Below are 18,804 nucleotides of genomic sequence, written 5' to 3' on the forward strand. Positions count from 1 at the left end.
CTCCCCGGCCACCGCCGAGTTGCAGTACTCGCGTACCGCGCTCGTCCGGGCCACCACGCGCCCCCGGTGCACCACGATCCGGCTGTACGCCAGGGAGAGCGCGCCGGCCAGGCGGTCGCCGCGTACCGCGAGCAACTCGGCCGGGAAACCCGCCTCCACGCGGACCTCGGGCAGGCCGAGCACGGCCCGCGCCGACGTGCTCACCGCGTCGTAGGCGTCCTCCGGCCGCAGCCCGTACCGGGAGGCGAGCAGGTAGGCGGCCTCCAGCGGGTCCCCGCGGCCCACCGGGTTGCAGGCGTCCCGCAGCGCCCCGCTGCCGGCGGCCAGCCGGACCCCGGCCGCGCGCAGCAGCCGTACCGGAGCCGTGCCCCGCCCGTCCACGCCCGCGCAGCCGCCCTGCGGCAGGCACACCACGGCGACTCCGGCCGCCGCGAGTTGGTCGGCGGTGCGGGAGACCGTCTCCGCGGGGAGCCGGTCGAGGCCCGCGCACGGGCCGAGGGTCACACCGGGCCGCAGGCCCCCCGCCATGGCGGCGAGGCGGGCCAGCCGGGCCGGGTCGGTGGCGTCGGTGTGCAGGTCGACGGGGCAGCCGTACTCGGAAGCGACCTCCAGGACCGCCTCCGCGTAACCGGTCGGATCCGGGTCGAGGTCGGGACAGCCGCCCACCACCGACGCACCCATCTTCAGGGCGTCCCGCAGCATGGCGAGTCCCTCCGCCCCGGCCACCCCGGTCAGCACCCGGGGCATCGCCACGGCCGTCAGTTCGGTGAGTCCGTGCAGCGACCGCCGCGCCTGGAGTACGGCGGCCAGCGCGCCCAGTCCCTGGACGTCGCCCACGCGCACGTGTGCCCGCAGAGCGGTCGCCCCATGTCCGAGCTGGAGGAGAGCGGCCTCCGTGGCCCGGCGCTGGACGTCGTGGGGATCGGGGGAGACCGGCCCCTCGGCGTCGGCCGACAGCGCGGTGTCGCCGTGCGCGTGCGGCTCGGCGGGGGCCGGCAGGAGCAGATAGCCGCTGAGGTCCACGCGCGCACCACACGCGCGCGTGCCGCCCCCGGCCAGGCTCCCGGCCGTACCGACCGCCTCGATGCGCCCGCCGCCCAGCCGTACGTCCACCGTCCTGCCGTCGGTGAGCCGAGCCCCGCACAACAGGAGGCCCGCTCCCTCGGACCGGCCCGAGGACGCGGCACCCGACGAGGAGGAGTGGGGCGGCTGCGGGTGGCTGTCGGGCATCGCGCTCCAGGGACTCGGGCTGCGGGGCCCGGAGCCGCCGGAACCGCGCAAGGGGACGCAAGATCACGCAGAGTGAGTCGAGCCTAGGGTGGCGGCGCGCCCGTGACGGGGAGGAGCGCAATAGTCGTACCGGTGTGGTCCGCCGTGCGGGAGGGGCGGTCGGGGCCCGCGGGAACCGTGCCGATCAAGGCACCCGGGGCGCCGGGAAACGGATTTGGGCGAACGGCGGCGGAGCGTGTAATGTCTTCATCGCTCGCCCCAATAGCTCAGTCGGCAGAGCGTCTCCATGGTAAGGAGAAGGTCTACGGTTCGATTCCGTATTGGGGCTCTGGTGTGTGAGGTTCCCGTCGCGAGGCGGGAACGGATCGCATCACAGCGGTGTAGCTCAGTCGGTAGAGCAAGCGGCTCATAATCGCTGTGTCACCGGTTCAAGTCCGGTCACCGCTACAGACAGTAGCCGATTGTGGGGTCGGTCCTTCGATCGGCTACTCTTCTATGCGTTAATCGTCCCATCCGTTCGTCAAGGAGCACTCCTGTGGCTGCCACCGACGTCCGCCCGAAGATCACGCTGGCCTGCGTGGAGTGCAAGGAGCGGAACTACATCACCAAGAAGAACCGGCGTAACAACCCGGATCGAATGGAGATGAAGAAGCACTGCCCGCGTTGCAACGCGCACACCGCGCACCGCGAAACGCGATAAATCAGGCTCGTACACGAGGCCGTCCCCGAGTGATCGGGGGCGGCCTCGCGTCGTTGAGAGACCCCATACCGGTCAGTAAGACAGCGCAGAGCAACCAGGAGGTGCCGAGGCCCATGGCGCTCGACCAGTCCTTCGTGGGGCGGACCTACCCGCCCACCGACCCCTATGAGGTGGGCCGGGAGAAGATCCGCGAGTTCGCCGAGGCGGTGGGGGACACCAACCCCGCGTACACGGACCCGCAGGCCGCCAAGGCACTCGGTCACCCCGATGTGGTAGCCCCGCCGACCTTCGTGTTCTCGATCACCTTCAAGGCCGCGGGACAGGTCGTGCAGGACCCGCAGCTGGGCCTGGACTACAGCCGCGTGGTGCACGGCGACCAGAAGTTCGCCTACGCACGCCCCGTGCGCGCGGGGGACCGCCTGACCGTCACCTCCACCATCGAGGCGATCAAGTCCATGGCGGGCAACGACATCCTGGACATCCGCGGCGAGGTCCACGACGAGGCCGGCGAGCACGTCGTGACCGCCTGGACCAAGCTCGTCGCGCGCGCGGCCGAGGGGGCGTGAGGAAGAAGATGACGGCGAAGATCGCATACGGCGACGTCGAGGTCGGCACCGAACTGCCCGCCCAGACCTTCCCCGTGACCCGCGCCACCCTCGTCCAGTACGCGGGTGCCTCCGGTGACTTCAACCCCATCCACTGGAACGAGAGGTTCGCCAAGGAGGTGGGCCTCCCGGACGTCATCGCGCACGGCATGTTCACCATGGCCGAGGCGATCCGCGTGGTCACCGACTGGGTCGGCGACCCGGGCGCGGTCCAGGAGTACGGCGTCCGCTTCACCAAGCCTGTCGTCGTCCCGAACGACGACCAGGGCGCCACGATCGAGGTCAGCGCCAAGGTCGCCGCCAAGCTCGACGACAACACGGTCCGGGTCGACCTCACGGCGACCAGCGCCGGTCAGAAGGTGCTGGGGATGTCGCGGGCGGTCGTACGACTGGCCTGAGGCGGGTTGCGGTTGTCGATGTAAGGGGCGCTCTCCATGGTGGGGCGCTCCTTACTGACGTCATGGGGGTTCTTTCAGGTCCACCTGTTGCGATGTTAGTGATTGAGTACTAACTTGGTCGCATGGTCAGGATGAGCGCAGAAGAGAGGCGCGAGAGTGTCATCCGTGCGGCGACCGCCGAGTTCGCCCGCGGTGGCTACCACGGCACGTCGACCGAGGCGATCGCCAAGCGCGTCGGGGTCTCTCAGCCGTATCTCTTCCGGCTCTTCCCGGGCAAGAAGGCGATCTTCCTGGCGACGGCGGAACGCTGCGTGGAGGACACCATCCGCACCTTCGAGGAGGCATCCAAGGGGCTGCACGGCGAAGAGGCCCTGCATGCCATGGCGGACGCCTACACCCGGGTCATCGTGGAACGGCCCGAGTGGCTGATGATGCAGATGCAGATGTACGTCGCCGTTGCGGCCGCCGAGCAGGAGGGCGACAGCGAGTTCGGGGAGACGGTGCGGGCCGGCTGGATGCGGCTGTGGGACACCGTGCATCTGCCGCTCGGCGCCGACGTCCACGAGACGACGGACTTCCTGGCGCACGGAATGCTCATCAACTGCCTGGTGGCGATGGGCTTCCCGCCCGGACACCGGGTCTGGGCGGGCATGGACCCGTCGGCAGGACACAAGGGCCGACCGCAGCACTGAGGGTCGCAAGGGACGAGGCGTCACTGGCGCCTTTTTCTGCCTACAGAACTTAGTAATCAATAACTAATCGAAGATCACGCCCGCTGGGGGAGCGATGTCACAGCAAACGCAAACGCAACCGGAACCGCAGGCCGCACCGACCGCACGTCGCGGGGGAGCCGTCTGGGCCCTCGTCATCACCAGCGTCGCCGGATTCATGGCGGCCCTGGACAACCTCGTCGTCACCACCGCGCTGCCCTCCATCCGCGACGACCTCGGCGGAGCGCTGCACGACCTCGAGTGGACCGTCAGCGCCTACACGCTCACCTTCGCGGTCCTGCTGATGACCGGCGCGGCCCTCGGCGACCGGTTCGGCCGCCGCCGTCTCTTCCTGACCGGCCTCACGATCTTCACCGGCGCGTCGGCGGCCGCGGCCCTGGCCCCCGGCATCGACTCCCTCATCGCCGCCCGCGCGGTCCAGGGCGTGGGCGCGGCGATCATGATGCCCCTCACGCTCACCCTCCTCACGGCGGCCGTGCCCGTCGCCCGGCGCGGGATGGCGTACGGCATCTGGGGCGCCGTCAACGGCCTCGCGGTCGCCTCCGGGCCTCTCATCGGCGGCAGCCTCACCGAACACATCTCCTGGCAGTGGATCTTCTGGCTGAACGTGCCGCTCGGTGCCGCCCTGCTGCCGCTCGCCCGCCTGCGTCTCGCCGAGTCCCACGGCACCGGCGCGCGCCTCGACATCCCCGGCACGCTCCTCGCCAGCGGCGGTCTCTTCGGCATCGTCTACGGCCTGGTCCGCGGGCCGTCCGACGGCTGGACCGACTCCGTCGTCCTGCTGGCCTTGTTCGCGGGGGCCGCGCTGCTCGCCGCCTTCGTCCTCTACAGCACGCGGGCCAAGAACCCGATGCTTCCCATGCGGCTGTTCCGCTCCCGGGCCTTCTCCGGGATCAACGCGGCGAGCCTGCTGATGTTCCTCGGCATGTTCGGCTCGATCTTCCTGCTCAGCCAGTACATGCAGGGCGTCCTCGGCTACTCGCCCACCGAGGCGGGCCTGCGGATGCTGCCCTGGACCGGCATGCCGATGCTCGTCGCGCCGATCGCCGGGATCCTCTCCGACCGCATCGGGGGACGGCCGGTGGTGGCCACGGGGCTCTTCTTCCAGGCGGCGGGTCTCGCGTACATGGCGTCCGTGGTCACGGTCGACGCGTCCTACGCCGTGCAACTGCCCGGTCTCATCCTCAGCGGCATCGGCATGGCGCTGTTCTTCGCTCCGGCGTCCAACCTGGTGATGTCGAGCGTGCTGCCGAAGGAACAGGGCATCGCGTCCGGGGCGAACAACGCACTGCGTGAGGTGGGCGGGGCGCTGGGCATCGCCGTCATGGCGTCGATCTTCTCCTCGCAGGGCGGGTACGCGAGCGGGCAGTCCTTCGTGGACGGTCTGCGGCCGGCACTGGTCACCGGGGCGGCGGTGGTGGCGCTGGCGGGGGCTGCGGCTCTGGTCATTCCCTCGCGGAAGCGGGGGGTTGTGCCGGAGGCTCGCGAGGGGGAGCGGGTGCTGGAGCCGGCGGCGGGCTGAGCGGCGACTGCGGGTCCGTGGGGCTGGTCGCGCAGTTCCGCGCCCCTGGGTGGGTTAGGGCCGCCGTCGGTCCCGTCCCGCGCAGCCGCACTCGCCTCAGCGACCCGCCCCGGATCCGCTAAGGCGCCGTCACGAAATCGATCAGTTCCTCCACCCGCCCCAGCAGCTCCGGCTCCAGGTCCTTGTACGAGTTCACCCGCTTCAGGATCGCCTGCCACACCGCGCCCGTGTTCTCCGAGGGCCAGCCCAGCGCCCTGCACACGCCCGTCTTCCAGTCCTGGCCGCGCGGGACCCGGGGCCACGCCTCGATGCCCAGGGACGACGGCTTCACCGCCTCCCAGATGTCGATGTACGGGTGGCCGACCACCAGGGCGTGCTCGCTGGTCACCGACGCGGCGATACGGGACTCCTTGCTGCCGGGGACCAGGTGGTCCACCAGGACCCCCAGGCGGGCGTCCGGACCCGGCGCGAACTCGGCCACGATCGCCGGCAGGTCGTCCACGCCCTCCAGGTACTCCACGACCACGCCCTCGATGCGCAGGTCGTCGCCCCAGACCTTCTCCACCAGCTCCGCGTCATGGCGGCCCTCGACGTAGATACGGCCGGCGCGGGCCACGCGCGCGCGTGCGCCGGGGACGGCCACCGAGCCGGACGCGGTCCGGGACGGCCGTGCGGGAGAGGCGGCCGAAGGGCGGACCAGGGTCACCACCCGGCCCTCCAGGAGGAAACCGCGGGGCTCCAGCGGGAAGACCCGGTGCTTGCCGAAGCGGTCCTCCAGGGTCACCGTGCCCGCCTCGCAGCGGATCACCGCGCCGCAGAAACCGGTGCCCGGCTCCTCGACCACCAGGCCGGGCTCGGCGGGCACCTCCGGAACCGGCTTGGGCTTCTTCCACGGAGGAGTCAGGTCGGCGGAGTACTGGCGCATTCGGATGACGATAGGAGAACCGCGCGGGGGATCATCACGACACGCCGAAACGAGCCGCCAGCGCGTCCCGCTGCGCCCGCACGAAGGCCGCGTCCACCACCGCTCCGTGACCGGGCACGTACAGCGCGTCCTCGCCGCCGAGATCGAGCAGCCGGTCCAGCGCGGCCGGCCAGTGCGGCGGTACGGCGTCCGGGCCCGCCTGCGGTTCGCCGGACTCCTCGACCAGGTCGCCGCAGAAGACGACCTCCGGGGAGCCGGGGACCAGGACGGCGAGGTCGTGGGCCGTGTGACCGGGGCCGACGTTCGCCAGCAGGACCTGGCGACCGCCGCCGAGGTCGAGCGTCCACTCGCCGGAGACATGGTGCCGGGGCGAGACCAGGGCGTCCACCGCCTCGTCGGCGACCGCCGGGTCCAGTCCCTCGGCCACCGCGTCCGCCCGCAGCCCCGCGCGGCCGAGCCGCCCCGTCAGCACGGTCTGCACGCCCACCGCGCCGAACACCTCGGCCCCGGCGAACGCCGCCGCACCGAAGACGTGGTCGAAGTGGGGATGGGTGAGCGCGAGATGGGTCACACGATGGCCGGCCAGCTTCTCGGCCTGCGCGCGCAGCCGGGCCCCCTCCGCGAGACCGGAGCCCGCGTCCACCAGAAGGGCCGTGCCCGCGCCGATCACCAGGCCCGCCGTGCAGTCCCAGCCGGGCAGCCGGCACCGCCCCACCCCGGCCGCGACCCGCTCCCAGCCGAGCTCTTCCCAAGTCACCGTCATACCGCGACGCTAGCCCTACAACCCGTCACGCCGGGACCAGCCTTGCCCGGGGAGTACCCCACCGCCGTACACTGGCCGGGGAGCGTTGGCACTCGGACGGACAGAGTGCCAGGCGAGACGCCAAGGCAACGACCTCTGGAGGTGCGCGCGATGCTGAGTGAACGCAGGCTTCAGGTGTTGCGCGCCATCGTCCAGGACTACGTCGGCACCGAGGAGCCGGTCGGGTCCAAGGCCCTGACCGAGCGGCACAACCTCGGAGTCTCCCCGGCGACCGTCCGCAACGACATGGCGGTCCTGGAGGACGAGGGGTTCATCGCCCAGCCGCACACCAGTGCCGGGCGGATCCCGACCGACAAGGGCTACCGGCTGTTCGTCGACAAGCTCGCGGGCGTCAAGCCGATGACCGCGCCCGAGCGGCGCGCGATCCAGAACTTCCTCGACGGCGCCGTGGACCTCGACGACGTCGTGGCGCGGACGGTGCGGCTGCTCGCGCAGCTGACCCGGCAGGTCGCCGTCGTGCAGTACCCCTCGCTCACCCGCTCGACCGTGCGGCACGTGGAGCTGCTCTCGCTCGCCCCCGCGCGCGTGATGCTGGTCCTGATCACGGACACCGGCCGGGTCGAGCAGCGCATGGTCGACTGCCCGGCCCCCTTCGGGGAGGCCTCGCTGGCCGATCTGCGGGCGCGCCTGAACAGCCGGGTCGCGGGTCGGCGCTTCGCCGACGTGCCCCGGCTGGTCGAGGACCTGCCCGAAGGCTTCGACGTCGAGGACCGGGGTACCGTCTCGACAGTGCTCTCCACTCTCCTGGAGACGCTCGTCGAGGAGAACGAGGAGCGGCTGATGATCGGCGGCACCGCCAATCTCACCCGCTTCGGACATGACTTTCCCCTCACGATCCGGCCCGTCCTGGAAGCGCTGGAGGAACAGGTCGTGCTCCTCAAGTTGCTTGGGGAGGCCGGGGATTCGGGCATGACCGTACGCATCGGTCATGAGAACGCCTACGAGGGACTCAACTCCACTTCGGTGGTGTCGGTCGGCTACGGTTCGGGCGGCGAGGCAGTCGCCAAGCTCGGCGTGGTCGGACCGACCCGCATGGATTACCCGGGAACGATGGGAGCGGTACGCGCAGTGGCACGGTACGTCGGACAGATCCTGGCGGAGTCGTAAGTGGCCACGGACTACTACGCCGTTCTCGGCGTGCGCCGCGACGCGTCGCAGGATGAGATCAAGAAGGCGTTCCGCAGGCTCGCGCGCGAGCTGCACCCGGACGTCAACCCGGATCCGAAGACCCAGGAGCGGTTCAAGGAGATCAACGCCGCCTACGAGGTCTTGTCGGACCCGCAGAAGAAGCAGGTCTACGACCTCGGCGGCGACCCGCTCTCGCAGGCCGGCGGCGGTGGCGCGGGCGGCTTCGGCGCCGGTGGGTTCGGGAACTTCTCGGACATCATGGACGCGTTCTTCGGTACGGCCTCGCAGCGGGGTCCGCGCTCGCGGACCCGGCGCGGCCAGGACGCGATGATCCGGCTGGAGATCGAGCTCGACGAGGCGGCCTTCGGCACCACGAAGGACATCCAGGTCGACACGGCGATCGTGTGCACCACCTGCAACGGTGAGGGCGCGGCGCCGGGGACCTCCGCGCAGACGTGTGACATGTGCCGCGGACGCGGTGAGGTCTCGCAGGTGACCCGGTCCTTCCTCGGCCAGGTCATGACGTCCCGCCCGTGCCCGCAGTGCCAGGGCTTCGGCACCGTCGTCCCGACGCCGTGCCCGGAGTGCGCCGGCGACGGCCGGGTCCGCTCGCGCCGCACGCTGACCGTGAAGATCCCGGCCGGCGTGGACAACGGCACGCGGATCCAGCTCGCGGGTGAGGGCGAGGTCGGTCCCGGCGGCGGTCCTGCCGGTGACCTCTACGTCGAGATCCACGAACTCCCGCACCCGATGTTCCAGCGGCGCGGTGACGACCTGCACTGCACGGTCACCATCCCGATGACCGCGGCGTCCCTCGGCACCAAGGTCCCGCTGGAGACCCTCGACGGCATGGAGGAGGTCGACATCCGCCCGGGCACCCAGTCCGGCCAGTCGATCCCGCTCCACAACCGGGGCGTCACCCACCTGCGCGGCGGCGGCCGGGGCGACCTCATCGTCCACGTCGAGGTCCAGACCCCGACCAAGCTGGACCCGGAGCAGGAACGCCTCCTGCGCGAGCTGGCCAAACTCCGCGGCGAGGAACGTCCCACGGGGCAGTTCCAGCCGGGGCAGCAGGGGTTGTTCTCGCGGTTGAAGGACGCGTTCAACGGGCGTACGTGAGCGGTGGGGGCGACTGCCGGGGGTCCGGGGGTCGTCCCCCGGGCAGGCACAGTCAGCCGGGGCAGCAGGGGTTGTTCTCGCGGTTGAAGGACGCGTTCAACGGGCGTACGTGAGCGGTGCCCCGCTCGGATTCGGACTTGTTCGGAGGACGTGACAACATGCCGTCATGTCCTCCGCACTGACCGATCTGTTCCCGCATCCGATCGTGCAGGCCCCCATGGCGGGAGGCGTCTCCGTGCCGGGGCTCGCCGCCGCCGTGTCCGAGGCGGGCGGGCTCGGGTTCCTCGCCGCCGGGTACAAGACGGCCGACGGGATGTACCAGGAGATCAAGCAGCTGCGCGGGCTGACCGGGCGCCCTTTCGGCGTCAACCTCTTCATGCCGCAGCCCGAGTACGCCGACCCCGCGGCGGTCGAGGTCTACGCCCACCAGCTGGCCGGGGAGGCCGGCTGGTACGGCACCGAGCTCGGCGACCGGGACAGCGGCCGTGACGACGGTTACGACGCCAAGCTCGCCGTGCTCCTCGACAACCCGGTGCCGGTGGTCTCCTTCCACTTCGGCGTCCCGAGCGGCGACGCCCTGGAGTCGCTGCGGCGCGCCGGCACCTTCACCCTCGTCACCGCGACCACCCCCGAAGAGGCCCTCGCCGTGCAGTACGCGGGCGCCGACGCGGTCATCGCGCAGGGCGTCGAGGCCGGCGGCCACCAGGGCACCCACCGCGACCTCCCCGAGCAGGACGGCTCCGGCCTCGGACTGCTCTCCCTGGTCGCCCAGATCCGTGAGACGGTCACCCTCCCGATCGTCGCCGCCGGCGGCATCATGCGCGGCAGCCAGATCGCCGCCGTCCTCGCCGCCGGCGCGAGCGCGGCCCAGCTCGGCACGGCATTCCTCGCCACACCCGAGTCCGGCGCCCCCGACGTGCACAAGCAGGCGCTCACCAACCCGCTCCACGTCCGCACCGAGTTGACCCGCGCCTTCTCCGGCAGACCGGCCCGCGCCCTGGTCAACCGCTTCCTGCGCGAGCACGGCCCGTACGCCCCCGCCGCCTACCCCGAGGTCCACCACCTGACCGCCCCGCTCCGCAAGGCCGCCGCCAAGGCCGGTGACGCCCAGGGCATGGCGCTGTGGGCGGGCCAGGGGCACCGGATGGCACGCGAACTGCCCGCGGGGCGCCTGGTGGAGATACTCGCGGCCGAACTGGAGGCCGCCAGGACAGCGTTGTCGGACAAGGGAGATCTGCGATGACGGCACCGGTGTTCGTGGTCGAGCACTTCGACGCGGGCGGCGGCGGACGCTACGTCCTCGACGGCCCCGAAGGGCGCCACGCCGTCTCCGTGAAGCGGCTCCAGCCCGGCGAGGACGTCATCCTCACCGACGGCGCCGGACGCTGGGCCGACTGCGTGGTGCTCGCCGCCGAGGGCAAGGACCGGCTGGTCGTCCAGCTCGACTCGGTGAGCGAGGAGCCGCAGGCGCAGCCCCGCATCACCGTCGTCCAGGCGCTTCCCAAGGGCGACCGCGGTGAGCTCGCCGTCGAGACCATGACCGAGGTCGGCGTCGACGCCGTCGTGCCCTGGCAGGCGGCCCGCTGCATCACCCAGTGGAAGGGCGACCGGGGTCTGAAGGCGCTCGCCAAGTGGCGGGCCACCGCCCGCGAGGCCGGCAAGCAGTCCCGCCGGGTGCGCTTCCCGGAGGTCGCGGACGCGGCAACGACCAAACAGGTTGCCGCACTTCTCGCCAAAGCCGACTTCGCCGCCGTGCTCCACTCCGACTTCGAACGCGGCAGCGAGCCGCTGGCCGGTGCCGAACTCCCCGACGAGGGCGAGATCGTGCTGGTCGTCGGCCCCGAAGGAGGTGTCGCCAAGGACGAGTTGGCGCTCTTCGAGGAGGCGGGCGCGCGCGCCTACGTCCTCGGGCCGACCGTGCTGCGGACCTCGACCGCCGGGACCGCGGCGGCCGCCCTGCTCCTCGGCCGCACCGGCCGCTGGTCCTGACCTCTGGGAGAACGCCGTGGAACTCGCCCAAGTGCGCCTGCTCGTCACCGACTTCGCCGCCTGCTACCGCTTCTACGCCGAGGTCCTCGGCCTCAAGCCCCAGTCGGGGGCGACGAACGGGCCGTACGAGAAGTTCAGCCCCGCCACCGGTTCGGCGGGCATCGCGCTCCAGGACCGCGCGATGATGGCCCGCGTGCTGGACGAGCTGGGCGACCCGGCCGACGGTCACCGCTCCCTGGCGGTGCTCCGCGTCGACGACCTGGACGCCTACTGCGAGCAGATCACCGCCCGCGGCGCGACCCTCCTGCAGGGCCCCGCCCCCATGACGGACCGCATGCGCGTCGCCCACCTCAAGGACCCGGAGGGCAACCTGGTGGAGCTCCAGGAGTGGCTGCTGCTGCGCGGCTGAGCACCGCGTCGAACAGCTCCCAGCCGTCCAACTCCCCGCCCTTGGCGAGGAGTTCACGGTTCGCCACTTCGTCGAGGAGACGGCGTACGGTACCGGGCTCGTTCAGGTGGAGCACCCGGCCCGGTCCCGTCGCCACGAACCCGTCGCGCGCGTGGCAGCAGGAGATCCCGCGGCCGTCGCCCGCCCGGAAGACGATCCGGGTGCGGACCCCGTCCAGGACCAGATGGAGCACGTCGCGGCAGACGTCATCGCCCCGGTGCTTGTGTCTCAGGCTCCACAGGCAAGTACGGCCGTCCACGACGAGCCTTCTCACCGCCCCGCGTCCGCGCATCCCCCCACGCTAGCCCGACCGGCGCGCAGGTGTCCGTATGCGCCCTACCCGCCGGGGCCGGACAGTGGCAGGCTGCCCTTCATGGTGGCGTTGAGGCGGAACGTGCGTCGGCCGCGCGGGGTGCGGGTTGCGGGTGTGGCCGGGGGTGTCGTGCTGGCCGTGGGCGGGGTCGCCGCCTGCGATCCCGCCGGTGCGGTCAGCTCCGCGACCGTCTCCTACACCACCGACCAGCTGGCCACCAAGGAGCTGAACCGGCAGAAGGCCGACGTGAGTTGGCTGACCTGCACGGCCTCGTACGACAACGGCGACCGGACGCCGAGCGCCAGTGTGAACACCGTGGCCACCGTCGACTGCGACGGCAAGACGCGGGACGGCAAGGACATCACCGTCAAGGGCAAGGTGACCCGGACCGTCAGCGGCGCGTGCGTGCGCGGGGATCTCACCGCCACCGTGGGCGGCAGGCAGTGGTTCCACGTGGAGGGCCTCGGCGACTGCAACGCCACGCCCACGCCCCCGGTCGACAACCCGGGACAGCCCGGCCCCACCGTCACCGTGACCGTCACCCGGACGATCTGGTGCCAGAACGACCCGCAGTGCTGGCCCGACGGCAAGTGATCGAAACCCCTGTGCACGGGGACCGGGCGTGCATAGGGTGATCGGGTGACACAGCCTGCGACGTCTGCATATCTCCGGTTTCCGCATCTGCAGGGCGAGTTGGTGGCCTTCACCGCCGAGGACGACGTGTGGCTCGCGCCGCTCGACGGCGGGCGCGCCTGGCGGGTCAGCGCGGACAACGTCCCGGTCACCCACCCCCGGATCTCGCCCGACGGCACCACCGTCGCCTGGACCTCCGCCCGCGACGGCGCCCCCGAGGTGCACGTCGCCCCGGTCGACGGCGGACCGTCCAGGCGGCTGACCCACTGGGGCAGCGCCCGCACCCAGGTGCGCGGCTGGACCCCGGACGGCGAGATCCTCGCGATCACCACCCACGGCCAGGCGAGCCTGCGCCGCAGCTGGGCGCGGACCGTCCCGCTCGACGGCGGACCCGGCACCACCCTGCCGTACGGCCCCGTCGGCCATGTCGCCCACGGCCCGGCGACCGTGCTCCTCTCCGCGCCCATGGGCCGGGAGGCCGCCTGGTGGAAGCGGTACCGGGGCGGCACGGCCGGGAAGCTGTGGATCGACCGCGAGGGCGACGGCGAGTTCGTCCGGCTGCACGAGGACCTGGACGGGAACCTGGAGTACCCGGTGTGGGCGGGCGACCGGATCGCCTTCCTCTCCGACCACGAGGGCACCGGGGCCGTCTACTCCTCCCTCGCCGACGGCTCCGACCTGCGCCGCCACACTCCACTCGACGGCTACTACGCCCGCCACGCGTCCGGTGACGGCACCCGCGTCGTGTACACCTCGGCCGGCGAGCTGTGGATCCTCGACGACCTCGACGGCGCCGAACCACGCCGCCTGGAGGTCCGGCTCGGCGGGCAGCGCGCCGACCGGCAGCCGTTCCCGGTGGACGCCTCCCGCTGGTTCGGCTCGGCCGCCCCCGACCACACGGGGCGCGGCAGCGCGGTCGCCGTGCGCGGCGCCGTCCACTGGGTCACCCACCGCTCCGGCCCCGCCCGCACGCTCGCCGCCGAACCCGGCGTCCGGGCCCGGCTGCCGCGCACCTTCCGCACCGAGGGCGAGGAGTGGGTGGTGTGGGTGACGGACGCCGAGGGCGACGACGCCCTGGAGTTCGCGCCCGCCACCGGACTCGCCCCCGGCGCCACCCCGCGCCGCCTCGCCGCGGGCCGGCTCGGCCGGGTCCTCGGACTCGCCATGGCTCCCGACGGCAGCCGGGCCGCCGTGGCCGCGCACGACGGCCGCGTCCTGCTCGTCGAGCGGGAGACCGGCGAGGTCCGCGAGGTCGACCGCAGCGAGGACGGCGACGTACGGGGACTGACCTTCTCGCCCGACTCGGCCTGGCTCGCCTGGTCGCACCCCGGGCCCGAGCCGCTGTGCCAGCTCCGCCTCGCCAACACCACCGACCTGTCGGTCACCGAGGCCACCCCGCTGCGCTTCCAGGACTACGCCCCCGCCTTCACCCTCGACGGCAAGCACCTGGCCTTCCTCTCCAACCGCTCCTTCGACCCGGTCTACGACGAGCACGTCTTCGACCTCGCGTTCGTCGTCGGCGACCGTCCGCACCTGATCACCCTCGCCGCGACCACCCCGTCCCCCTTCGGCCCGCAGCGCCACGGCCGCCCCTTCGAGGCCCCGGACAAGGACGAGACCCCCGACAGCGAGGGCACCCCGGCCACCCGGATCGACCTGGAAGGCCTCGCCGACCGGATCGTGCCCTTCCCCGTGGAGGCCGGCCGCTACTCCAACCTGCGCGCGGCCAAGGACGGCGTGCTGTGGCTGCGCCACCCCGTCCAGGGCGTCCTCGGTTCCTCCCGGGCCACCCCGGACGACCCCGACCCCAAGACCGACCTCCAGCGCTACGACCTCGCCCAGCAGCGCCTGGAACACCTCGCCGCCGACGCCGACCACTTCGCCGTCAGCGGCGACGGCAAGCGGGTGCTGCTGTGGACCGACGGCCGCCTCAAGGTCGTACCGAGCGACCGCCGTGCCTCGAACGACGACGACAGCGACACCAACATCTCCGTCGACCTCGGCCGCGTCCGGCAGACCGTCGACCCGTCGGCCGAGTGGCGGCAGATGTACGAGGAGACCGGCCGCATCATGCGGGACCACTTCTGGCGGCCCGACATGAGCGGCGTCGACTGGCAGGGCGTCCTCGACCGCTACCGCCCGGTCCTGGACCGCCTGGCCACCCACGACGACCTCGTCGACCTGCTCTGGGAGGTGCACGGCGAACTGGGCACCTCCCACGCCTACGTCACCCCCCGCGGCGGCCACGGGCACGGACCCCGCCAGGGACTGCTCGGCGCCGACATCTCCCGCCACGAGGACGGCCCGCACGGGTCGCCGCAGTGGCGCATCGACCGCATCCTGCCGACCGAGACCTCCGATCCGGACGCCCGCTCCCCGCTCGCCGCACCCGGCGTGGCGATCCGCGCCGGGGACGCGATCGTGGCCGTGGGCGGCCGGCCGGTCGACCCGGTCACCGGCCCCGGCCCGCTCCTCGTCGGCACCGCGGGCCGGCCCATCGAACTCACCGTCTCCCCGGCCGGCGGCGGCGACCTCCGCCACGCCGTGGTCGTCCCCGTCTCCGACGAGGAGCCCCTGCGCTACCACGCCTGGGTCGCCGACCGCCGCGCCTACGTCCACGAGAAGTCGGGCGGGCGCCTCGGGTATCTGCACGTGCCGGACATGCAGGCCCCGGGCTGGGCCCAGATCCACCGCGACCTGCGGGTCGAGGTGGCCCGCGAGGGGCTGGTGGTCGACGTGCGCGAGAACCGCGGCGGCCACACCTCCCAGCTGGTCGTCGAGAAACTGGCCCGCCGGATCGTCGGCTGGGCGCTGCCGCGCGGGATGCGCGCGTACAGCTACCCGAGGGACGCGCCGCGCGGTCCCGTCGTCGCGGTGGCCAACGAGTTCTCCGGCTCGGACGGCGACATCGTCAACGCGGCGATCAAGGCGCTGGGCATCGGCCCCGTCGTCGGCACCCGCACCTGGGGCGGGGTCATCGGGATCGACAGCCGGTACCGGCTGGTGGACGGCACCCTGATCACCCAGCCGAAGTACGCCTTCTGGCTGGAGGGGTACGAGTGGGGCGTTGAGAACCACGGGGTCGACCCGGACGTGGAGGTCGTACAGCGGCCGCAGGACCACGCGGCGGGCCGGGACGTGCAGCTGGACGAGGCGGTGCGGATCGCGCTGGAGGCGCTGGAGAGCGCTCCGGCGAAGATCCCGCCGGGCCTGCCTCGTTAAGATGCCTCAGGACCTCTACGGAAGGAACCTCATGCCAGGGGAACCCCAGGGCGACTGCCTGTTCTGCAAGATCGTGGCGGGCCAGATCCCGGCGACGATCGTCCGCGAATCGGAGACGACCGTCGCCTTCCGGGACATAAACCCCCAGGCCCCCACCCACGTCCTGGTGATCCCCAAGGCGCACTACGAGACCGCCGCCGCCCTCGCCGCCGCGGAACCGCAGCTCGCCGCGGACGTCCTCGAAGCGACCCAGGCCGTCGCGGAACAGGAGAAGCTGGAGAGCTACCGCACCGTCTTCAACACGGGCTCCGGCGCCGGACAGACCGTCTGGCACGCCCACGCCCATGTGATGGGCGGCCGCGGCCTCCAGTGGCCCCCCGGCTGACACACCGTGTCCGTACGTGAGCTGGTCGTCCTCGGCACGGCCAGCCAGGTCCCCACCAGACACCGCAACCACAACGGCTACCTGCTGCGCTGGGACGGCGAGGGCATCCTCTTCGACCCCGGCGAGGGCACCCAGCGCCAGATGCTGCGTGCCGGGGTCGCCGCCCACGACCTGAACCGGATCTGTGTCACCCACTTCCACGGCGACCACAGCCTCGGCCTCGCGGGCGTGATCCAGCGCATCAACCTCGACCGGGTCCCGCACCAGGTCACCGCCCACTACCCGAAGTCGGGGCAGCGGTTCTTCGACCGCCTGCGGTACGCGACGGCCTACCGGGAGACGGTCCAGCTCACCGAGGCGCCGGTCGCGGCCGACGGGGTGCTCGCCCGGACCGGCGGCTACACGCTGGAGGCCCACAGGCTGTCGCACCCCGTCGAGTCCTACGGCTACCGCCTCACCGAACCCGACGGCCGCCGCATGCTCCCGGACCGCCTCGCCGCGCACGGCATCAAGGGGCCCGACGTCGGACGGATCCAGCGGGAGGGCTCCCTGGACGGCGTCCTGCTCGACGACGTCAGCGAGATCCGCCGGGGCCAGCGGTTCGCGTTCGTCATGGACACCCGCCTCTGCGACGGCGTCCACGCCCTCGCGGACGGCTGCGACCTGCTCGTCATCGAGTCGACCTTCCTCGACGAGGACGAGCAACTCGCCGTGGAGCACGGCCACCTGACCGCCGGTCAGGCCGCGGCCGTGGCCCGTGACGCCGGCGTACGGCATCTCGTGCTCACCCACTTCAGCCAGCGCTACTCCGATCCGGAGGAGTTCGAACGGCAGGCGCGGGCCGCCGGGTACGAGGGCGAGCTGACCGTGGCCCACGACCTGCTGCGGGTCCCGGTTCCGAAACGGCGGTAAACCGGTCGTACGATGCTCTGATGCCCCTCCCCAAAGCTGAACTGCACCTGCACATCGAAGGCACCCTGGAGCCGGAGCTGGCTTTCGAGCTGGCCGCGCGCAACGGCGTCGAGCTGCCGTACGCCTCCACGGACGAGCTCCGCAAGGCGTACGACTTCGAGGACCTCCAGTCCTTTCTGAACCTGTACTACGAGCTCATGGCCGTCCTGCGCACCGAGCGGGACTTCGAGGACCTGGCGAACGCCTACCTCGCCCGGGCCGCCGCGCAGGGGGTGCGGCACGCGGAGATCTTCTTCGACCCGCAGGCGCACCTCGCGCGGGGCGTGGGGATGGGGACCGTGGTGGAGGGTCTGTGGCGGGCGCTGGGCCGCAGCTCGGAGCACCACGGGGTCTCCACTCAGCTGATCATGTGCTTCCTGCGGGACGAGTCCGCGGAGTCGGCGCTGGAGACCCTTGAGGCCGCGAAGCCGTATCTCGACCGGATCGTGGGTGTCGGGCTCGACTCCGCCGAGGTCGGGCATCCGCCGGTGAAGTTCCGCGAGGTGTACGAGGCCGCCGCCGCGCTGGGGCTGCGGCGGGTGGCGCACGCGGGGGAGGAGGGGCCGCCGGAGTACATCGTCGAGGCGCTGGACGTGCTCGGGGTGGAGCGGATCGACCACGGGCTGCGGTGCGTGGAGTCGCCGGAGCTGGTGGAGCGGCTCGTGCGGGACCGGGTTCCGCTGACCTTGTGCCCCCTGTCCAACGTGCGGCTCCGTACGGTCGGCGTGCTGGGCGATCATCCGTTGCCGGCGATGATGGACGCTGGGCTGATGTGCACGGTGAACTCCGACGACCCGGCTTATTTCGGCGGGTACGCGGGGGACAACTTCGAGGCCGTTCAGAGGACTCTGGGGCTGGGCGAGGAACGGCTTCGGGAGCTTGCCCGCAACTCCTTCCTCGCGTCCTTCCTGGAGCACGATGAGGAGCTGCGGGCTCGGTATCTGGCGGAAGTCGACGCGTACGCGTTCTGAGGTGCGTTGTCGGGTGCGGGTGCGCGGGGGCTTGTCGCGCCCACGAGGCGGAGCCGCACATCGACACAGTCCCGCGCCCCTGAAGGCCGCCAGCGCTCACGCAGCCGTCGCCTTGTCGTAGGCCTGGGTCTCCACCTGGATCTCCACCACCGGGAGCGTGCGCCTGCCCGCGCCCAGCGCCACCGCCGTCATCGGGACCGCGATCAGGAGCAGGCCCGCTGCCAGGACCGTGCCCATGGCCGGGAAGCCCGCCTGGGAGGCGAGGAGGCTGCCGGTCAGGGGGCCCGCCGCCGTGCCCAGGGACGACGCCGAGCCGACCAGGACCGCCCAGCGGCCGCGGGGGTCCAGGGAGGCGGCCAGGCCGATGACGTACGACAGGACGATCGGGTAGAGCGTGTTCCACGCGATCTCGCCCGTCGCGAAGGACGTGAGGTCGGTTGCCGAGGCGCTGAGGGTGATGCACACGGCGATGAGGACCGTGCCGCCGCCGATGGGGAGCGCGCGGCCGAGCCGGGGGCCGAGGGCGCCCGCGCCGACGACGCCCAGCAGGCCCGCGCCGAGCGCGATCGCGAAGACCGCGCCGACCGTCGCCTCGGAGAGGTGGGCCTGGGTGAGCCCGATGCGACCGCTGACGCCCCAGAGGGCGTTCTGGGCGAGCGACCAGCAGGGGAGGGTGGCGGCGAGGAGGAGGCCGGCCCGCAGGTGGGGGAG

The 18,804-nt window shown here is 72.2% G+C and carries 19 protein-coding genes, 2 tRNA genes and 1 pseudogene; 17 read left to right on the forward strand and 5 right to left on the reverse strand.

Going from position 1 to position 18,804, the window contains the following annotated elements; translation table 11 throughout:
* A partial coding sequence (locus EHS43_RS15265; protein WP_125191320.1) for a hydrolase occupies positions 1-1,230 on the reverse strand: 1,230 nt, incomplete at its 3' end.
* Between the two features lie 255 nt (positions 1,231-1,485).
* On the opposite strand from EHS43_RS15265, the gene EHS43_RS15270 reads away from it, so the two are divergent.
* From EHS43_RS15270 to EHS43_RS15300, 7 genes are all read left to right on the forward strand, one after another.
* A tRNA-Thr gene (locus EHS43_RS15270) sits at positions 1,486-1,558 on the forward strand.
* 46 nt (positions 1,559-1,604) lie between these two features.
* A tRNA-Met gene (locus EHS43_RS15275) sits at positions 1,605-1,677 on the forward strand.
* 88 nt (positions 1,678-1,765) lie between these two features.
* The gene (gene rpmG / locus EHS43_RS15280) at positions 1,766-1,930 is read left to right on the forward strand and encodes a 50S ribosomal protein L33 (protein WP_018834916.1); all 165 of its coding nucleotides are present in this window, start codon (positions 1,766-1,768) and stop codon (positions 1,928-1,930) included.
* Positions 1,931-2,043: 113 nt separating this feature from the next.
* Positions 2,044-2,496, forward strand: coding sequence for a MaoC family dehydratase N-terminal domain-containing protein (locus tag EHS43_RS15285; protein WP_125191321.1), 453 nt, complete (start codon positions 2,044-2,046; stop codon positions 2,494-2,496).
* 8 nt (positions 2,497-2,504) lie between these two features.
* Positions 2,505-2,933: a MaoC family dehydratase gene (locus tag EHS43_RS15290; protein ID WP_125191322.1), complete on the forward strand. Its 429-nt coding sequence runs from the start codon at positions 2,505-2,507 to the stop codon at positions 2,931-2,933.
* Between the two features lie 122 nt (positions 2,934-3,055).
* On the forward strand, positions 3,056-3,625 hold the full coding sequence (locus tag EHS43_RS15295; RefSeq protein ID WP_185806262.1) for a TetR/AcrR family transcriptional regulator: 570 nt from the start codon (positions 3,056-3,058) through the stop codon (positions 3,623-3,625).
* 94 nt (positions 3,626-3,719) lie between these two features.
* Entirely contained in the window at positions 3,720-5,186 is a 1,467-nt protein-coding gene (locus tag EHS43_RS15300; RefSeq protein WP_125191324.1) for an MFS transporter, read from the forward strand.
* 118 nt (positions 5,187-5,304) lie between these two features.
* Here the strand turns inward: EHS43_RS15300 and EHS43_RS15305 are convergent, their stop codons facing one another.
* Together EHS43_RS15305 and EHS43_RS15310 are read right to left on the reverse strand one after the other, a co-directional pair.
* Complete coding sequence (locus tag EHS43_RS15305; protein WP_125191325.1) at positions 5,305-6,111, reverse strand: DUF3097 domain-containing protein; 807 nt, start codon at positions 6,109-6,111, stop codon at positions 5,305-5,307.
* A 34-nt stretch (positions 6,112-6,145) separates the two neighbouring features.
* Positions 6,146-6,874 carry an MBL fold metallo-hydrolase gene (locus EHS43_RS15310; protein ID WP_125191326.1) on the reverse strand — a complete coding sequence of 243 codons (729 nt, stop codon included), beginning with the start codon at positions 6,872-6,874 and terminating at the stop codon, positions 6,146-6,148.
* A 150-nt stretch (positions 6,875-7,024) separates the two neighbouring features.
* Between EHS43_RS15310 and hrcA the strand changes: the two genes are divergently transcribed.
* From hrcA to EHS43_RS15335, 5 genes are all read left to right on the forward strand, one after another.
* The gene (hrcA, locus tag EHS43_RS15315; protein WP_125191327.1) at positions 7,025-8,041 is read left to right on the forward strand and encodes a heat-inducible transcriptional repressor HrcA; all 1,017 of its coding nucleotides are present in this window, start codon (positions 7,025-7,027) and stop codon (positions 8,039-8,041) included.
* Positions 8,042-9,181 (forward strand): molecular chaperone DnaJ, encoded by a 1,140-nt coding sequence (gene dnaJ, locus EHS43_RS15320; protein WP_125191328.1) that lies wholly within the window; start codon positions 8,042-8,044, stop codon positions 9,179-9,181. It begins immediately after the preceding gene.
* Between the two features lie 166 nt (positions 9,182-9,347).
* Positions 9,348-10,424: a nitronate monooxygenase gene (locus tag EHS43_RS15325; RefSeq protein WP_125191329.1), complete on the forward strand. Its 1,077-nt coding sequence runs from the start codon at positions 9,348-9,350 to the stop codon at positions 10,422-10,424.
* Positions 10,421-11,170 carry a 16S rRNA (uracil(1498)-N(3))-methyltransferase gene (locus EHS43_RS15330; protein ID WP_125191330.1) on the forward strand — a complete coding sequence of 250 codons (750 nt, stop codon included), beginning with the start codon at positions 10,421-10,423 and terminating at the stop codon, positions 11,168-11,170. Before EHS43_RS15325 ends, EHS43_RS15330 begins: the two co-directional genes overlap by 4 nt.
* Before the next feature lie 16 nt (positions 11,171-11,186).
* The gene (locus tag EHS43_RS15335; protein ID WP_125191331.1) at positions 11,187-11,579 is read left to right on the forward strand and encodes a VOC family protein; all 393 of its coding nucleotides are present in this window, start codon (positions 11,187-11,189) and stop codon (positions 11,577-11,579) included.
* Here the strand turns inward: EHS43_RS15335 and EHS43_RS15340 are convergent.
* Positions 11,521-11,910: a hypothetical protein gene (locus tag EHS43_RS15340; protein ID WP_125191332.1), complete on the reverse strand. Its 390-nt coding sequence runs from the start codon at positions 11,908-11,910 to the stop codon at positions 11,521-11,523. The two genes, EHS43_RS15335 and EHS43_RS15340, sit on opposite strands and share 59 nt — an antisense overlap.
* Positions 11,911-11,991: 81 nt before the next feature.
* Here EHS43_RS15340 and EHS43_RS15345 point away from each other — a divergent pair, with 81 nt between their 5' ends.
* Genes EHS43_RS15345 through EHS43_RS15365 form a run of 5 tightly spaced genes read left to right on the forward strand, consistent with a single transcriptional unit; the run spans position 11,992 to position 18,093 of the window.
* Positions 11,992-12,525 carry a hypothetical protein gene (locus EHS43_RS15345; protein WP_125191333.1) on the forward strand — a complete coding sequence of 178 codons (534 nt, stop codon included), beginning with the start codon at positions 11,992-11,994 and terminating at the stop codon, positions 12,523-12,525.
* 45 nt (positions 12,526-12,570) lie between these two features.
* Positions 12,571-15,786 carry a S41 family peptidase gene (locus tag EHS43_RS15350; RefSeq protein WP_125191334.1) on the forward strand — a complete coding sequence of 1,072 codons (3,216 nt, stop codon included), beginning with the start codon at positions 12,571-12,573 and terminating at the stop codon, positions 15,784-15,786.
* Positions 15,787-15,817: 31 nt separating this feature from the next.
* Positions 15,818-16,171 carry a histidine triad nucleotide-binding protein gene (locus EHS43_RS15355; protein ID WP_125191335.1) on the forward strand — a complete coding sequence of 118 codons (354 nt, stop codon included), beginning with the start codon at positions 15,818-15,820 and terminating at the stop codon, positions 16,169-16,171.
* Positions 16,172-16,177: 6 nt separating this feature from the next.
* Positions 16,178-17,083, forward strand: coding sequence for a ribonuclease Z (locus EHS43_RS15360; RefSeq protein WP_125191336.1), 906 nt, complete (start codon positions 16,178-16,180; stop codon positions 17,081-17,083).
* Positions 17,084-17,103: 20 nt separating this feature from the next.
* Positions 17,104-18,093, forward strand: a complete 990-nt coding sequence (locus tag EHS43_RS15365) for an adenosine deaminase (RefSeq protein ID WP_125191337.1) — start codon at positions 17,104-17,106, stop codon at positions 18,091-18,093.
* 96 nt (positions 18,094-18,189) lie between these two features.
* Here the strand turns inward: EHS43_RS15365 and EHS43_RS15370 are convergent.
* A pseudogene (locus EHS43_RS15370) lies at positions 18,190-18,804 on the reverse strand (MFS transporter); the annotation flags it as partial.

Source organism: Streptomyces sp. RP5T (assembly GCF_003933965.1).
Classification (GTDB): Bacteria; Actinomycetota; Actinomycetes; order Streptomycetales; family Streptomycetaceae; genus Streptomyces.

Excerpts from the sequence above, each read along its gene's own strand:
- EHS43_RS15285 (WP_125191321.1), top strand. The coding sequence starts at position 2,044 with ATGGCGCTCGACCAGTCCTTCGTGGGGCGGACCTACCCGCCCACCGAC.
- EHS43_RS15290 (WP_125191322.1), top strand. The coding sequence starts at position 2,505 with ATGACGGCGAAGATCGCATACGGCGACGTCGAGGTCGGCACCGAACTG.
- EHS43_RS15295 (WP_185806262.1), top strand. The coding sequence starts at position 3,056 with ATGGTCAGGATGAGCGCAGAAGAGAGGCGCGAGAGTGTCATCCGTGCG.
- EHS43_RS15300 (WP_125191324.1), top strand. The coding sequence starts at position 3,720 with ATGTCACAGCAAACGCAAACGCAACCGGAACCGCAGGCCGCACCGACC.
- EHS43_RS15305 (WP_125191325.1), bottom strand. The coding sequence starts at position 6,111 with ATGCGCCAGTACTCCGCCGACCTGACTCCTCCGTGGAAGAAGCCCAAG.
- EHS43_RS15310 (WP_125191326.1), bottom strand. The coding sequence starts at position 6,874 with ATGACGGTGACTTGGGAAGAGCTCGGCTGGGAGCGGGTCGCGGCCGGG.
- hrcA (WP_125191327.1), top strand. The coding sequence starts at position 7,025 with ATGCTGAGTGAACGCAGGCTTCAGGTGTTGCGCGCCATCGTCCAGGAC.
- EHS43_RS15325 (WP_125191329.1), top strand. The coding sequence starts at position 9,348 with ATGTCCTCCGCACTGACCGATCTGTTCCCGCATCCGATCGTGCAGGCC.
- EHS43_RS15330 (WP_125191330.1), top strand. The coding sequence starts at position 10,421 with ATGACGGCACCGGTGTTCGTGGTCGAGCACTTCGACGCGGGCGGCGGC.
- EHS43_RS15340 (WP_125191332.1), bottom strand. The coding sequence starts at position 11,910 with ATGCGCGGACGCGGGGCGGTGAGAAGGCTCGTCGTGGACGGCCGTACT.
- EHS43_RS15345 (WP_125191333.1), top strand. The coding sequence starts at position 11,992 with ATGGTGGCGTTGAGGCGGAACGTGCGTCGGCCGCGCGGGGTGCGGGTT.
- EHS43_RS15355 (WP_125191335.1), top strand. The coding sequence starts at position 15,818 with ATGCCAGGGGAACCCCAGGGCGACTGCCTGTTCTGCAAGATCGTGGCG.
- EHS43_RS15365 (WP_125191337.1), top strand. The coding sequence starts at position 17,104 with ATGCCCCTCCCCAAAGCTGAACTGCACCTGCACATCGAAGGCACCCTG.